General features: G+C 71.2%; 14 protein-coding genes. 10 read left to right on the top strand and 4 right to left on the bottom strand.

The features are described from left to right. Positions 1 to 72: 72 nt before the first annotated feature. The 4 genes from I8N67_RS08450 (at position 73) to I8N67_RS08440 (ending at position 2,956) form a co-directional block, all read left to right on the top strand. On the top strand, positions 73 to 1,662 hold the full coding sequence (locus I8N67_RS08450) for an acyl-CoA carboxylase subunit beta (protein ID WP_200301969.1): 1,590 nt from the start codon (positions 73 to 75) through the stop codon (positions 1,660 to 1,662). A 17-nt stretch (positions 1,663 to 1,679) separates the two neighbouring features. After that, positions 1,680 to 1,889 carry an acyl-CoA carboxylase epsilon subunit gene (locus tag I8N67_RS08445; RefSeq protein WP_200301968.1) on the top strand — a complete coding sequence of 70 codons (210 nt, stop codon included), beginning with the start codon at positions 1,680 to 1,682 and terminating at the stop codon, positions 1,887 to 1,889. A gap of 73 nt (positions 1,890 to 1,962) precedes the next feature. Beyond that, the gene (gene mmpB / locus I8N67_RS43780) at positions 1,963 to 2,091 is read left to right on the top strand and encodes a morphogenic membrane protein MmpB (RefSeq protein ID WP_267912686.1); all 129 of its coding nucleotides are present in this window, start codon (positions 1,963 to 1,965) and stop codon (positions 2,089 to 2,091) included. A gap of 241 nt (positions 2,092 to 2,332) precedes the next feature. Further along, positions 2,333 to 2,956, top strand: a complete 624-nt coding sequence (locus I8N67_RS08440) for a Maf family protein (RefSeq protein ID WP_200301967.1) — start codon at positions 2,333 to 2,335, stop codon at positions 2,954 to 2,956. Between the two features lie 9 nt (positions 2,957 to 2,965). Here the strand turns inward: I8N67_RS08440 and I8N67_RS08435 are convergent, their stop codons facing one another. Continuing rightward, complete coding sequence (locus tag I8N67_RS08435; RefSeq protein ID WP_200301966.1) at positions 2,966 to 3,499, bottom strand: hypothetical protein; 534 nt, start codon at positions 3,497 to 3,499, stop codon at positions 2,966 to 2,968. A gap of 372 nt (positions 3,500 to 3,871) precedes the next feature. On the opposite strand from I8N67_RS08435, the gene I8N67_RS08430 reads away from it, so the two are divergent. Further along, a complete protein-coding gene (locus I8N67_RS08430; RefSeq protein WP_200301965.1) occupies positions 3,872 to 5,644 on the top strand; it encodes an acetyl/propionyl/methylcrotonyl-CoA carboxylase subunit alpha in 1,773 nt (590 codons plus the stop codon). 263 nt (positions 5,645 to 5,907) lie between these two features. Further along, positions 5,908 to 6,474, top strand: coding sequence for a TetR/AcrR family transcriptional regulator (locus I8N67_RS08425; RefSeq protein WP_200301996.1), 567 nt, complete (start codon positions 5,908 to 5,910; stop codon positions 6,472 to 6,474). A gap of 11 nt (positions 6,475 to 6,485) precedes the next feature. On the opposite strand, the gene I8N67_RS08420 is transcribed toward I8N67_RS08425, so the two are convergent. Together I8N67_RS08420 and I8N67_RS08415 are read right to left on the bottom strand one after the other, a co-directional pair. After that, a complete protein-coding gene (locus I8N67_RS08420) occupies positions 6,486 to 7,493 on the bottom strand; it encodes a DeoR/GlpR family DNA-binding transcription regulator (RefSeq protein WP_200301964.1) in 1,008 nt (335 codons plus the stop codon). Between the two features lie 184 nt (positions 7,494 to 7,677). Further along, complete coding sequence (locus tag I8N67_RS08415) at positions 7,678 to 9,126, bottom strand: NAD(P)H-quinone dehydrogenase (RefSeq protein ID WP_200301963.1); 1,449 nt, start codon at positions 9,124 to 9,126, stop codon at positions 7,678 to 7,680. Between the two features lie 212 nt (positions 9,127 to 9,338). On the opposite strand from I8N67_RS08415, the gene I8N67_RS08410 reads away from it, so the two are divergent. From I8N67_RS08410 to I8N67_RS08395, 4 genes are all read left to right on the top strand, one after another. Beyond that, complete coding sequence (locus I8N67_RS08410) at positions 9,339 to 9,776, top strand: gamma-glutamylcyclotransferase family protein (protein ID WP_200301962.1); 438 nt, start codon at positions 9,339 to 9,341, stop codon at positions 9,774 to 9,776. 48 nt (positions 9,777 to 9,824) lie between these two features. Next, positions 9,825 to 10,106: a type II toxin-antitoxin system RelE family toxin gene (locus I8N67_RS08405; protein WP_200301961.1), complete on the top strand. Its 282-nt coding sequence runs from the start codon at positions 9,825 to 9,827 to the stop codon at positions 10,104 to 10,106. Between the two features lie 119 nt (positions 10,107 to 10,225). Next, the gene (locus I8N67_RS08400) at positions 10,226 to 11,050 is read left to right on the top strand and encodes a purine-nucleoside phosphorylase (RefSeq protein ID WP_200301960.1); all 825 of its coding nucleotides are present in this window, start codon (positions 10,226 to 10,228) and stop codon (positions 11,048 to 11,050) included. Positions 11,051 to 11,277: 227 nt separating this feature from the next. Beyond that, complete coding sequence (locus tag I8N67_RS08395; protein WP_200301959.1) at positions 11,278 to 12,942, top strand: phospho-sugar mutase; 1,665 nt, start codon at positions 11,278 to 11,280, stop codon at positions 12,940 to 12,942. A gap of 85 nt (positions 12,943 to 13,027) precedes the next feature. Here the strand turns inward: I8N67_RS08395 and I8N67_RS08390 are convergent, their stop codons facing one another. Next, positions 13,028 to 14,794 carry a hypothetical protein gene (locus I8N67_RS08390; RefSeq protein ID WP_200301958.1) on the bottom strand — a complete coding sequence of 589 codons (1,767 nt, stop codon included), beginning with the start codon at positions 14,792 to 14,794 and terminating at the stop codon, positions 13,028 to 13,030. Between the last annotated feature and the right edge of the window lie 30 nt (positions 14,795 to 14,824).

Raw genomic sequence — 14,824 nt, 5'->3', positions numbered from 1 at the left:
GCCCCGAGCACGTACCCAGCAGCAAGTACTGAGCCCTCACGTCCCCATGAGCAGGCAGGGAGCCGCAGCCCGATGTCCGAGCCGGAAGAGACCGACATCCACACGACCGCGGGCAAGCTCGCGGATTTCCAGCGCCGTGTCCACGAAGCGACACACGCCGGCTCCGAGCGCGCGGTGGAGAAGCAGCACGCCAAGGGCAAACTGACGGCCCGTGAGCGGATCGAACTCCTCCTCGACGAGGACTCCTTCGTCGAGTTCGACGAGTTCGCCCGGCACCGCTCCACCGACTTCGGCATGGAGAACAACCGCCCCTACGGCGACGGCGTCGTCACCGGCTACGGAACAATCGACGGCCGCCCGGTCGCCGTCTTCTCCCAGGACTTCACCGTCCTCGGCGGCTCCCTCGGCGAGGTCTTCGGCCAGAAGATCATGAAGGCGATGGACTTCGCCCTGAAGACCGGATGCCCCTTCATCGGCATCAACGACTCCGGCGGCGCCCGCATCCAGGAGGGCGTCATGGCCCTCGGCATGTACGGCGAGATCTTCCGCCGCAACACCCACGCCTCCGGCGTGATCCCTCAGATCTCCCTGGTCGTCGGCCCGTGCGCGGGCGGCGCGGTGTACTCCCCCGCGATCACCGACTTCACGGTGATGGTCGACCAGACCTCGCACATGTTCATCACCGGCCCGGACGTCATCAAGACGGTCACCGGCGAGGACGTCGGCTTCGAGGAACTGGGCGGCGCCCGCACCCACAACGCGACCTCGGGCGTGGCCCATCACATGGCGGGCGACGAGAAGGACGCCATCGAGTACGTCAAGCAACTCCTGTCCTACCTGCCGTCCAACAACCTCAGCGAGCCCCCGGCGTTCCCGGAGCAGGCGGACCTCAACGTCACCGACGAGGACCGCGAACTGGACACCCTCGTCCCGGACAGCGCGAACCAGCCGTACGACATGCACACGGTGATCGAACACGTCCTGGACGACGCCGAGTTCTTCGAGACCCAGGCCCTGTTCGCCCCGAACATCCTCACCGGCTTCGGCCGGGTCGAGGGCCACCCGGTCGGCATCGTCGCCAACCAGCCGATGCAGTTCGCGGGCTGCCTGGACATCGACGCCTCCGAGAAGGCGGCTCGTTTCGTCCGCACCTGCGACGCGTTCAACGTCCCGGTCCTGACCTTCGTCGACGTCCCCGGCTTCCTCCCCGGCGTGGGCCAGGAGCACGAGGGCATCATCCGCCGAGGCGCGAAGCTGATCTACGCCTACGCCGAAGCGACGGTCCCCCTCATCACGGTCATCACCCGCAAGGCCTTCGGCGGCGCCTACGACGTCATGGGCTCCAAGCACCTCGGCGCCGACCTCAACCTCGCCTGGCCCACCGCCCAGATCGCCGTCATGGGCGCCCAGGGCGCGGTCAACATCCTCCACCGCCGCACCATCGCCGCCGCCCCCGAGAACGAGCGAGAGGAGGTCCGCGCCCGCCTCATCCAGGCGTACGAGGACACCCTCCTCAACCCCTACACGGCGGCCGAACGCGGTTATGTGGACGCCGTGATCACCCCCTCCGACACCCGCCGCCACCTCGTCCGCGGCCTGCGTCAACTGCGCACCAAGCGGGAATCCCTCCCCCCGAAGAAGCACGGCAACATCCCCCTCTGACCCGGCAGGGAGCCTCCATGAACATCAAGGTCGTACGGGGCAATCCGACCCCGGAGGAGTTGGCCGCCGCCCTGGCGGTGGTCCGGGCCCGCGCCGCGGCGGCAGCCACCGAGCCGCCCGGCGCGCCGGCCCCCGCGGACTCCTGGTCCGACCCGTCCCGCATCGCCGCCCACCGTCTGCCCGCCCCGGGCCCCACCACCTGGAGCCGCACCTACTGGCCCGGCTGAGCCGGAATCCCCGCTTCAAGTTGAGTACGCGTACTCAGGCGCCCTTCCCCCCGCCCGACGCACCATCGGGGGCATGCTCTGGTCCGACCCTGAGAACGAGCCGCCGAAGGAACTGCGAGACACGCAGGCCATGCTCCGGCGCCTCGGCATCCTCATGGCCTGCGCCATGCTCCTGGCCATGCTCGTCCTGGGAATCGTCTGAGCCGGCGAGGACAGCGGGGAAGCGAACTCGTCCCCGACGGCGAGCCGGCCGCGTACGCACGGAAGGGGGCGTGCCGGGGGGGGTGTCCGCCCGCAGCGGCCGGCGCGTCAACAGGTCGCACTTCTCAGGCGACCGATTCCGCGCCGGACCGAGGACGGACACCCCCCGGCGCGCCCCCGACCCACAACCCCGCAGCCGCAGCCGCCGCAAGCGCCCGCGCCCCCACGGATACCCTGACCCCATGACCGATCAGCACCCCCACCGCCGCCTCGTCCTCGCCTCCCAGTCCCCCGCCCGCCTGAACCTGCTCCGCCAGGCCGGCCTGGCACCCGAGGTGATCGTCAGCGGCGTGGACGAGGAAGCCGTCACCGCCCCCACCCCCGCCGACCTGGCCCTGGCCCTCGCCGAGGCAAAGGCCTCCGTGGTAGCGGCGAAGCCCGAGGTCAAGGGCGCCCTGGTCATCGGCTGCGACTCGGTCCTCGACCTCGACGGCGAAGCCCTCGGCAAGCCCGCCGACGCGGAGGAGGCCACCGCCCGCTGGAAGCAGATGCGGGGCCGCGCCGGCACCCTCCAGACCGGCCACTGCGTCTGGGACACCGCGAGCGAGCGCCACGTCTCCGGCGTGGCCTCCACCGTGGTCCACTTCGGCGACCCCACCGACGAGGAGATCGCCGCGTACGTGGCCTCCGGCGAACCCCTCTACGTGGCAGGCGCGTTCACGCTGGACGGCCGCTCGGCCCCGTTCATCGACCGCATCGACGGCAACCACGGCAACGTGATCGGCATCAGCCTGCCCCTGGTCCGCCGCCTCCTGGGCGAACTGGGCGTGGGCATCACGCAGTTGTGGATGCCGAGCGAAAAGTGACCTGAGGAGTCACGAGGCACTGGGCGCCGGAGGCACAACAGGAACAGACCGCTCCACACCATGCGACGGCCCGTCCGACAGCCCAGCCGACGGCCCGTCCGACGGCCCGTCGACATCACCGTCACCACCCGACACGACCCCCGCACCCCCGCTCTGCCGGTCGTACGTCATCAGCGTGAGCAACACCAGCCCCAGCACCACCATCATGAACGCGAACGCCCCCCACCCCACCAGCCCCACAGCGAGCGCCCCGAGCAGCCCGTGCACGACGGCGACGCTGATGAGCAGGATGCGCCCGAGCCCGGCGGCGGGCCGGTTGCGCAACGCGATCAGCAGGGCGACGACACCGCAGAAGACGAAGTAGAGACCGAAGAGAACACCCCCGGCCTTCGTGGAGACGGACATCGCATCGGGATCGAGCCCGGCGAGCGACATCTGCTGCCGGTCGACGACAGTGCCGAGGAGCCACTGCAGCCCGGCGATGCCGAGCCCCTCCAGGAACAGCACGATCGCCGTGACCACCGCCACCGGTCTGCGGATCACCGGCCCCACCCACTTCCACTTCTCCGTTACCCGAGGTACGCGTTCGAAGCACGCGTTCGAGACATCGTGAACGCTACTAACGGGTAAACCCCGGGACAAGGGTTCTCGCGAGAGCAAAGAATCGTTGGGCCATTAGTAGGGACTCCACAAAGAATCCCAACCGGCCGCAGCACAGCCACACAGAGACCTTGACCACATCAGAGGGCTAGGGTTTTCGCGTGGAGTCCCGCGCAATGCTGTGCGACAAGGGATTTCATCGGTCGAGCAGGCCCCGGTTCACGCTCCGTGTGGGCAAGCTCACCACTGTGGACGGGTCGAAACGCCGTGTCGGCAGTCCCTAAACTCGGCTTGTTTCAAGGAGAGGGAGCCATCGTGCGCAAGGTGTTGATCGCCAACCGAGGCGAAATCGCTGTCCGCGTCGCCCGGGCGTGCCGGGACGCCGGGATCGCGAGCGTGGCCGTGTACGCCGAGCCGGACCGGGACGCGCTGCATGTCCGGGTCGCGGACGAGGCGTTCGCCCTGGGCGGTGACACCCCGGCGACGAGCTACCTCGACATGGGCAAGGTGCTGCAGGCCGCGAAGGACTCCGGCGCGGACGCCATCCACCCCGGCTACGGCTTCCTTTCGGAGAACGCGGAGTTCGCGCAGGCGGTCCTGGACGCGGACCTGATCTGGATCGGCCCGCCCCCGCAGGCGATCCGCGACCTCGGCGACAAGGTGGCGGCCCGTCATATCGCCCAGCGCGCGGGCGCCCCGCTCGTCGCGGGCACCCCGGACCCGGTGTCGGGCGCCGACGAGGTCGTGGCGTTCGCCGAGGAGCACGGTCTGCCGATCGCCATCAAGGCGGCGTTCGGCGGCGGCGGCCGCGGCCTCAAGGTCGCCCGCACTCTCGAAGAGGTCCCGGAGCTGTACGACTCGGCCGTCCGTGAGGCCGTCGCGGCGTTCGGCCGGGGCGAGTGCTTCGTGGAGCGCTACCTGGACAAGCCGCGCCACGTCGAGACGCAGTGCCTGGCGGACAGCCACGGCAACGTGGTCGTCGTCTCGACCCGTGACTGCTCCCTCCAGCGCCGCCACCAGAAGCTGGTCGAGGAGGCCCCGGCGCCGTTCCTCTCCGAGGCGCAGAACGCCGAGCTGTACGCGGCGTCGAAGGCCATCCTCAAGGAGGCCGGCTACGTCGGCGCGGGCACCGTCGAGTTCCTGGTCGGCGTCGACGGCACGATCTCCTTCCTGGAGGTCAACACCCGTCTCCAGGTCGAACACCCGGTGACCGAGGAGGTCACGGGCATCGACCTGGTCCGCGAGATGTTCCGGATCGCGGACGGCGAGGTGCTGGGCTACGACGACCCGCCGCTGCGCGGCCATTCCTTCGAGTTCCGCATCAACGGCGAGGACCCGGGCCGTGGCTTCCTGCCCGCCCCGGGTACGGTCACCACGTTCGCCCCGCCCACCGGCCCCGGTGTCCGCCTGGACGCGGGCGTCGAGTCCGGCTCGGTCATCGGCCCGGCCTGGGACTCCCTCCTGGCGAAGCTGATCGTCACGGGTGCCACGCGTCAGCAGGCCCTGCAGCGCGCGGCCCGAGCCCTGGACGAGTTCACCGTCGAGGGCATGGCGACCGCGATCCCGTTCCACCGCGCGGTCGTACGGGACGAGGCGTTCGCCCCCGAGCTGACCGGCTCCACGGACCCCTTCACGGTCCACACCCGCTGGATCGAGACCGGGTTCGTCAACGAGATCAAGCCCTTCGCGGCGCCCGCCGACGCCGAGGCGGAGGACGAGACGGACCGCGAGACGATCGTCGTCGAGGTCGGCGGCAAGCGCCTGGAGGTCTCCCTCCCGGCCGCCCTCGGCATGACCCTCGCCCGCACCGGCCTCGCCGCGGGCGCCAAGCCGAAGCGCCGCGCGGCGAAGAAGTCGGGCCCGGTCGCCTCCGGCGACACCCTCGCGTCCCCGATGCAGGGCACGATCGTCAAGGTCGCGGTCGAGGAGGGCCAGGAGGTCAAGGAAGGCGACCTGGTCGTCGTCCTGGAGGCCATGAAGATGGAGCAGCCTCTCAACGCGCACCGGTCCGGCACGATCAAGGGTCTCGGCGCGGAGGTCGGCGCGTCCGTCACCTCCGGTGCGGCGATCTGCGAGATCAAGGACTGAGAACGTCACGGCCACAGCCCCGTCCCCCTGAACGCTTCAGGGGGACGGGGCTGTGACATACGCGGCTCCGCCGCGGTGGATCGATGTGCGTCTGGGGCTACAGGTCCGTCGTGGTTGCTCGCGCAGTTCCCCGCGCCCCTGAAAACTCCCGGGCCCGCCCCAGGCTTCAAGGGGCGCGCCGGCTCGCCCCCACCCCCCGAGCTCTTAGGCTGAACTCATCCCGGCATAGAGAGCAGGTGACCCCGTTGCTGACCACGCGTCCGATGCGAGCCGACGCCCGCCGCAACCACGACCGCCTCCTCACCGAGGCCCGCCACACCTTCGCGGCCCACGGCACGAACGCCTCTCTCGAAGACATCGCCCGCCGCGCCGGCGTGGGCATCGGGACCCTCTACCGCCACTTCCCCAACCGCCAGGCCCTGCTGAGCGCGGTCTTCGAGGAAGCGGTGAGCGATCTGCTGGCCCGCGCCCAGGAGGGGCTCGACGCGGACCGGCCGTGCGCCGCGCTCATGTCATGGCTGCGCGACATCATCACCCACGCGGGCGAATATCGGGGCCTCGCCCAGGCCTTGATGACGGTCTCGTACGCCGACTCCCGCGCCGAGCGGCAGGACACGTCGGACCTGGCCCGATGCTGCGCCCCCATCCGTGAGGCGGGCACCGCCCTCCTCCAGCGGGCGCAGCGGGCTCATGCCGTACGCGACGACGTGTCCATCGGCGATCTGCTCCAGCTCACCCACGCGATCGCGCTGGCGGCCGAGGAAACCCCGGACGACCCGGAGCTGGCCGACCGCCTGCTGACCCTGACACTGTGCGGCCTGAAGCCGTAACCGATGTGGTTCTAGCGTCGCCGGAGGTCCGCGACCCGCGCCGCCCGCTCCCTCTCCCGCTCACCCGTGGACGGCTGCTCTCCCATGACCGTGGCGCTGCGCAACTGCGGCGCGGAGCCATGGACCTGGTTGCGACGCGGCGCCGGAAGAGACATGTCCCGGCGCGATTGGCGTGCCGGGACGGGATCGCCTCCCGTACCACCGCCGCCGGACGACCCGGCGACGGAGATCTGCACGCCCTGATCGGCCAGGGCCTGCAACTCGGTGACCGCGCGGTCGTCGTGGCCGGGCGGGTCGTCCGTGACCAGCCGGGTGATCACATCGGTCGGCACCGTCTGGAACATCGTGTCGGTGCCGAGCTTGGTGTGATCGGCGAGGACGACGACTTCGGCGGCGGCCTGGACCAGCGCGCGGTCGACGGACGCCGACAGCATGTTGGACGTGGACAGGCCGCGCTCGGCGGTCAGTCCGCTCCCGGAGAGGAAGGCCTTGGAGACGCGCAGCCCCTGGAGGGACTGCTCGGCGCCGGAGCCGACCAGGGCGTAGTTGGAACCGCGCAGGGTGCCGCCGGTCATCACGACTTCCACACGGTTGGCGTGGGCCAACGCCTGGGCCACCAGCAGGGAATTGGTGACGACGGTCAGCCCGGGGACCCGCGCGAGCCGGCGTGCCAGCTCCTGCGTGGTGGTCCCCGCCCCGACCACGATGGCCTCGCCTTCTTCGACGAGGCTCGCGGCGAGATCGGCGATGGCCGTCTTCTCGGCGGTCGCGAGATGAGACTTCTGCGGAAAGCCGGACTCCCGCGTGAACCCGCCCGGCAATACCGCACCGCCGTGCCGGCGGTCGAGGAGTCCTTCTGCCTCCAGCGCGCGCACGTCCCGCCGTACGGTCACTTCGGAGGTCTGGACGACGCGGGCGAGCTCACGGAGCGACACGGCTCCGTTGGCCCGCACCATTTCGAGGATCAATTGGCGACGTTCTGCAGCGAACACGAAACTGACAGTAACGCCAACGACCATCTGCTTTCAGCAGTTTGCGCCGAATAGCAGAAGTTGTTCGCACGGCAGGTCGAGAGGTGATATAGGACCCATCCGTGACGCATTCGGGCCGTCCATGCCGTACGCATGCACGAACGCGCCCCGTGACCAGCAACGATCCGGGGCGAATTCAGGAAACGGGCGTGCGGGCCTTCGACCGCACCTCTCAGACGCCGCCGCCGGACTTGCGCGTGTGCAACTGTCGCGCCACTTCGGCGATCGAGCCCGACAGGGACGGGTACACGGTGAAGGCGTTCGCGATCTGTTCGACGGTCAGGTTGTTGTCGACCGCGATCGAGATCGGGTGGATCAGTTCCGAGGCGCGCGGGGAGACCACGACGCCGCCCACGACGATGCCGGTGCCCGGCCGGCAGAAGATCTTGACGAAGCCGTCCCGGATGCCCTGCATCTTGGCGCGCGGGTTGCGCAGCAGCGGCAGCTTCACCCCGACGGCGTCGATGACACCGGCGTCCAGGTCGGCCTGGGTGTAGCCGACGGTGGCGATCTCGGGGTCGGTGAAGACGTTCGAGGAGACGGTCTTCAGGTTCAGCGGGGCCACGGCGTCACCGAGGAAGTGGTACATGGCGATCCGGCCCTGCATGGCGGCCACCGACGCGAGGGCGAACACCCCGGTCACGTCACCGGCGGCGTACACGCCGGGAGCCGTCGTCCGCGACACCTTGTCGGTCCAGATGTGCCCGGACTCCTTGACCTTGACCCCGGCCTCCTCCAGCCCCATGCCCGCGCTGTTGGGGATGGCGCCGACGGCCATCAGACAGTGCGAGCCGCTGATGACCCGCCCATCGTCGAGCGTGACCTCGACCCGGTCCCCGGCCCGCTTGGCGGACTGGGCCCGGGAGCGCGCCATGACGTTCATACCGCGCCGCCGGAACACGTCCTCCAGGACGGCGGCGGCGTCCGGGTCCTCGCCCGGCAGCACGCGGTCACGGCTGGATACGAGCGTGACATGCGACCCGAGCGCCTGATAGGCGCCGGCGAACTCCGCACCGGTCACACCCGACCCGACGACGATCAGCTCTTCGGGAAGCTCGTCCAGGTCGTACACCTGTGTCCAGTTGAGGATCCGCTCCCCGTCCGGCTGCGCGTCCGGCACCTCGCGCGGGTGCCCGCCGGTGGCGATGAGCACGGCATCGGCGGTCAGCGTCTCCTCGGACCCGTCGGCGGCCCGTACGACGACCTTGCGCGACCCGTCCAGATCCTGCTGCCCCGACAGCCGTGCGCGCCCGCGCATGACCCGCGCGCCGGCGCGCGTCACCGATGCGGTGATGTCATGCGACTGCGCCAGCGCGAGCCGCTTCACGCGCCGGTTGACCTTGCCGAGGTCCACCCCGACGACACGCGCGGGCGTGTCGATGTGCGGGGTGTCGTCGGCGACGATGATCCCCAGCTCCTCGTACGAGGAGTCGAAGGTCGTCATCACCTCGGCCGTCGCGATGAGGGTCTTCGACGGCACGCAGTCGGTCAGCACCGACGCCCCGCCCAGACCGTCGCAGTCCACGACGGTCACCTCCGCGCCGAGCTGCGCGGCCACCAGCGCCGCTTCATATCCACCGGGTCCGCCACCGATGATCACGATCCGAGTCACGTACTCCATTGTCCCGTATGGGCGCCGGTGCCACGTCCCCGGGGTACAGGGCGCCCCGTAAGGGGCGCGGGGCTCGGCATATGCGGCTCCGCCGCGAGGGGGGTCCCCCCGTTCGAGCGAAGCCGAGAGTGGGGGAGCGACCAGCCACGACGAACCCGCACCCGACCCACGACCCAAGTTCCCCGGCTCCCCCAGCGGAGCGCTGCCGTACTCTCTCCCCCATGTCGCTCTACGCCGCCTACTCCGGCAATATGGACGCGCGGCTGATGACCCGCCGCGCTCCCCACTCCCCGCTGCGCGCAACCGGCTGGCTGAACGACTGGCGGCTGACGTTCGGCGGCGAGCACATGGGCTGGGAGGGCGCGCTCGCGACGGTCGTCGAGGCGCCGCGCTCCCAGGTCTTCGTGGCGCTGTACGAGATCGCCCCCATGGACGAGGAGGCGATGGACCGCTGGGTCGGCGTGGGCCTCGACATCTACCGCCGGATGCGGGTGCGCGTACACACCCTGGACGGCGAGGAAGCGGCCTGGGTCTATGTCCTCAACGGCTACGAGGGCGGCCTGCCCTCGGCGCGGTACCTCGGCGAGGTCGCCGATGCCGCCGAGTCCGCGGGAGCGCCACACGATTACGTGATGGAGCTGCGCAAGCGACCCTGCTGAGGACGCACGCGCCTAGACTCGGAGACCGACGTACCCACGGGAGAACGCATGCCCCCCACGCCCACGTACGACGTCTACTACACGGTGCAGGCCGCCGCGGCGCGCGACCGGCTGGACGACGAGCAGCGCGTCGCGTTCGACAAGGGCATGGCGCTGCTGGCCCGCGACCCGTTCCTCTCGCTGTCGCGCCCCATAGGCTCCACCGGTGACGACCGCACGATCCGGCTCACGCAGAGCATCCTGGTCGAGTACACGGTCAGCCGGGGCCGCCTGCTGATCTTCATCGTCGAGGTCTTCAACGACAAGGACGTCCTCATCCCCGAGGGCTGATCGTCCCGCCTCGGCCGCCGGTCGCCGGGCCCTGCCGACCGGAAACGACAAGACAACGATCCCGTTGCCGTGGGTCTCCTCATCTACGCGCGTAGGCTCAGACCGGATACCCTCATCGCGTGAACGCATCTCTTCTTCCGGACGACATCCAGGGCGACCCGTACGCCGCCGCCGACGCCGCCGCCGCGCGCCTGCGCGAGCTCACGGGCGCCGAGACCCACGACGTCGCTCTTGTGATGGGCTCCGGGTGGGCCCCGGCCGTGGATGCCCTCGGCGCCCCCGAGGCCGAGTTCCAGGTCACCGAGCTGCCCGGCTTCCCGCCTCCGGCGGTCGAGGGCCACGGCGGCAAGATCCGCTCGTACCGGATCGGTGACAAGCGCGCGCTCGTCTTCCTGGGCCGCACCCACTACTACGAGGGCCGCGGCGTCGCCGCCGTCGCGCACGGTGTCCGCACCGCCGTCGCCGCCGGCGTCAAGACGATCGTCCTCACCAACGGCTGCGGCGGCCTCCGCGAGGGCATGCGCCCCGGCCAGCCGGTCCTGATCAGCGACCACCTGAACCTGACGGCCACGTCACCGATCGTCGGCGCCAACTTCGTCGACCTCACCGACCTCTACTCCCCCCGCCTGCGCGCCCTGTGCAAGGAGATCGACGCCACCCTCGAGGAGGGCGTCTACGCCCAGTTCACCGGTCCGCACTACGAGACCCCGGCCGAGGTCCGCATGGCCCGCATCATCGGCGCGGACCTGGTCGGCATGTCCACCGTCCTGGAAGCCATCGCCGCCCGCGAGGCGGGCGCGGAGGTCCTCGGCATCTCCCTGGTCACCAACCTCGCCGCGGGGATGACGGGCGAGCCCCTCAACCACGAGGAAGTCCTCCAGGCGGGCCGCGACTCGGCGACCCGCATGGGCGAACTCCTGACCCGGGTCCTGGACCGCCTGTAGCCAAGGAGGCGGGGCGCGCCCCCCGCTTTCAAGGGGCGCGGGGAACTGCGCGAGCAACCCCAACGACCCCGCACCCGCCAACGCACGCGAACCCCCGAGCTCCGCCGCGCAAGGGGGTAGAAGGGGCACAGCCCCTGGAGGATGGGACGGGTAGGGGCGGCGGGGGCGAAACCCCGACTCCGCACCCCACGCACCCGCACGAACAAGGAACGAGAGGTTGACCCCCCGTGCACGACGACCTGATCGCCCGCGCCAAGGCGTGGCTGGCCGAGGACCCCGACCCGGAAACCCGTGACGAACTCGCCAAGCTGATCGACACGACGGACACGGCAGACACGGCGGAACTGACCGCCCGCTTCTCCGGCACCCTCCAGTTCGGCACCGCCGGCCTACGCGGCGAACTCGGCGCGGGCCCGATGCGCATGAACCGCTCGGTGGTCATCCGCGCGGCGGCAGGTCTGGCCGCATACCTCGCCCAGCGGAACCAGCGCGGCGGCCTCGTCGTCATCGGCTACGACGCCCGCCACAAGTCCGCCGACTTCGCCCGCGACACCGCCGCCGTGATGACCGGCGCCGGCTTCCGCGCGGCCGTCCTCCCCCGCCCCCTCCCCACGCCCGTCCTGGCCTTCGCCATAAGGCACCTGGGCGCGGTCGCCGGAGTCGAGGTCACCGCCAGCCACAACCCGCCCCGCGACAACGGCTACAAGGTCTACCTCGGCGACGGTTCACAGATCGTCCCCCCGGCCGACGCCGAGATCGCCGCGGAGATCGACGCCGTACGCGCCCTCGCCGACGTCCCCCGCCCGGACAGCGGCTGGGACACCCTGGACGACTCCGTCCTGGACGCCTATCTGACCCGTACGGACGCGGTCCTCGCGCCCGGTTCCGCCCGGACCGCCCGCACGGTCTACACAGCCATGCACGGCGTCGGCAAGGACACCCTCGTCGCCGCGTTCGCCCGTGCGGGCTTCCCGGAGCCGGTGCTCGTCGCCGAACAGGCCGAGCCGGACCCGGACTTCCCGACCGTCGCCTTCCCGAACCCGGAAGAGTCCGGCGCGATGGACCTCGCCTTCGCGAAGGCCCGCGAGAGCGACCCCGACCTGATCGTCGCGAACGACCCGGACGCCGACCGCTGCGCGGTGGCCGTCAAGGACGGCGCGGACTGGCGGATGCTGCGCGGCGACGAGGTCGGCGCGCTCCTCGCGACCCACCTCGTCGCACGGGGCGTCCGCGGCACCTTCGCCGAGTCGATCGTCTCGTCGTCCCTCCTCGGCCGGATCGCCGAGAAGGCCGGCCTCCCCTACGAGGAGACCCTCACCGGCTTCAAGTGGATCGCCCGCGTCGAGGACCTGCGCTACGGCTACGAGGAGGCCCTCGGCTACTGCGTCGACCCCGAGGGCGTACGCGACAAGGACGGCATCACGGCGGCCCTCCTCATCACCGAGCTGGCGTCCGAGCTCAAGGAGGCCAGGTCCGGCGGCGGCTCCGCCTCGGGCCGCACTCTCCTCGACCTCCTCGACGACATCGCCGTCGAACACGGTCTGCACGCCACCGACCAGCTCTCGGTCCGCGTCGAGGACCTCTCGGTCATCGCCCGCGCCATGGAGCGGCTCCGCGAGCAGCCCCCGACCGCCCTCGCCGGCCTCGCCGTCACCAGGGCCGAGGACCTCACCCGGGGCACGGACAGGCTGCCGCCCACCGACGGCCTGCGCTACACGCTCGACGGCGCCCGCGTCATCGTCCGCCCCAGCGGCACGGAGCCCAAGCTCAAGTGCTACCTGGAGGTCGTGGTCCCGGTCCCCACCCACGCCGACCTCCCGGCGGCCCGCGCCAAGGCGACGGACCTGCTGACGAGGATCAAGCGGGACCTGTCGGCGGCGGCGGGTATCTGACCCCGTCCGGGCCGAAGAGCCCACCCCAGCGCACCGGAAAGCCCCGACCACCGACCGGGGCTTTTTCGGCATCCCTGGACCCCCGCTAGGGCACGAACACCAGCGCCGCCACCCACAGCAGCCCCAGCACCACACCCAGCGGCCACAGCGCCCGGCCCCGTTCCCGCTCACCGATCACCTCGGTGGGGCGCAGCGCCGGGTCGTTCCACATGGCGGTGATCTCGGCGGCCGCCCGCTCGTACGGGTGGATCAGCCCGAAGCGCCGCTCCAGCCGGGCCCACCTGGGCGCGTGTGTCATCCACGCCCCGCCGAACCGGGCCCGGCGGCTGTCCACCTTCAGCATGCCGCCCTCGCACTTGACGGTCATGATGTGGTCCCACTCGATGTGCCGGGCCCGGAGTGTGCCGTTGAACCAGAGGCCGTCCCGGTCGGCGGTGACCCGCCACGCGGCCATGCCGGGCAGCACGACCACACCGACGAGCCCGACGAAGGCGCCCGGGACGTACCTCCACCCGCCGGTGTCCTCGGTCAGGATCAGCACGGCCGCCCACAGCATGCCGAGCAGACAGATAGCCCAGTCCAGCCAGCCGGCCCGCCAACGCCGTACGGCCCCCGAACCCAGGCTCTTCGCGGTCAGGAGGGCGGCGGCCTCGCGCCGGTCCGCGAAGGCGGCGACCCGCGCGACCCGCGTCTTCTCCGCCGCGACCCGACGCCGTACGGCCCGCTCGGACAGCACCCGCACGGGATCGGACGAGGACTCCACGACGAGTTCCTCGTCCGCGCTGCCCTCGCCCTCGGCGCCCTCGGCGCCCTCGGCGCCCTCAGCGCTCTCGGCGTCCTCGGCGTCCTCGGCGTCCTCGGGCGCGCTGACGATCACGATCTCGGCGCCCTCGTACGGCGCCCCGTACAGCACGGCCTCGCGCAGCGGACCGGGCTGTTCGTCGTCGCCCTCGTCGTTCTCGATCGAGTCGAGGAGCGCGTCCATCTCCTCCGAGCTGAGCCGACGCGCCTCCTCGCTGTCCTCGTCGTCGTCATCGTCGTCGTAGCTCTCGTCGGCGGCGACGGTGAACAGCGGGCGCAGCGCGGCCACGTCGTCGGCGGCGAAGACCTCCAGATCGCAGTTGACGGCTTCGCGCACGAGGACCCGGAGCACGGGGACGGGGGCGCGGCGCAGGGCGGCCGCGCGGCGTCGCGCGAACCAACCGGAGAGCAGCGTGGTGAACCCCCAGCCGACCAGGAACCAGCCCATCAGCGAGGCCTCACGGCGGTCGGCGGCGGTCTCCCAGCCCGACACGAGGAAGACGAAGACCGCTCCGACGGCGGCCAGCGCGATCCCCAGCCCGATGAGGAACCGTCCGCGCCGCAGCGGCCCGACCCCCTCCGGGAGCAGGGCGGTCACACCCCCGGTGGCGCTCACGGCCCACCGCCGCTGCATCCGCCCCGCGCTCAGCCGGAACTCGACCACCGCCCAGGTGGTGTTGACGGCGAGGAAGCCCACCACGATCGCCGGGTCGTGCGTCTCGCCGAACACAGCCAGCAGGAGGGTCAGCAGGGGCGCCGAGAACCGCACGATCTCGGGCCGCGCCAGGGTCCACACCAGCTGCAGCGGGAGCAGCGCGGCGAGGGCGGGCGGTACGTCCCTGGAGTTCACCAGCCAGAAGCCGCCTATCAGTCCGACCATGGCCACGGCGAGGAGATGCAGGAACCGCGTCCGCACCGGCACCCACCGCGGAGGCTGCGCCCGCGTCCACACCCCCACCTGCTCCCCGCTCCAGGCGGGACAGCCCTCGGGCACGGCGGATTCGGGCAGTCGCCGCAACGGCCGCCCCGGAGACTGCAAGTTCGTGCTCATCACTACCTAGACACTCGGACCGCCACGGTG

It is taken from the genome of Streptomyces adelaidensis (assembly GCF_016598475.1).
In the GTDB taxonomy this organism is placed as follows: Bacteria; Actinomycetota; Actinomycetes; order Streptomycetales; family Streptomycetaceae; genus Streptomyces; species Streptomyces adelaidensis.
The sequence above is the reverse complement of the archived record's forward strand: the minus strand, read 5'-3'. Positions and strand labels throughout refer to the sequence as shown.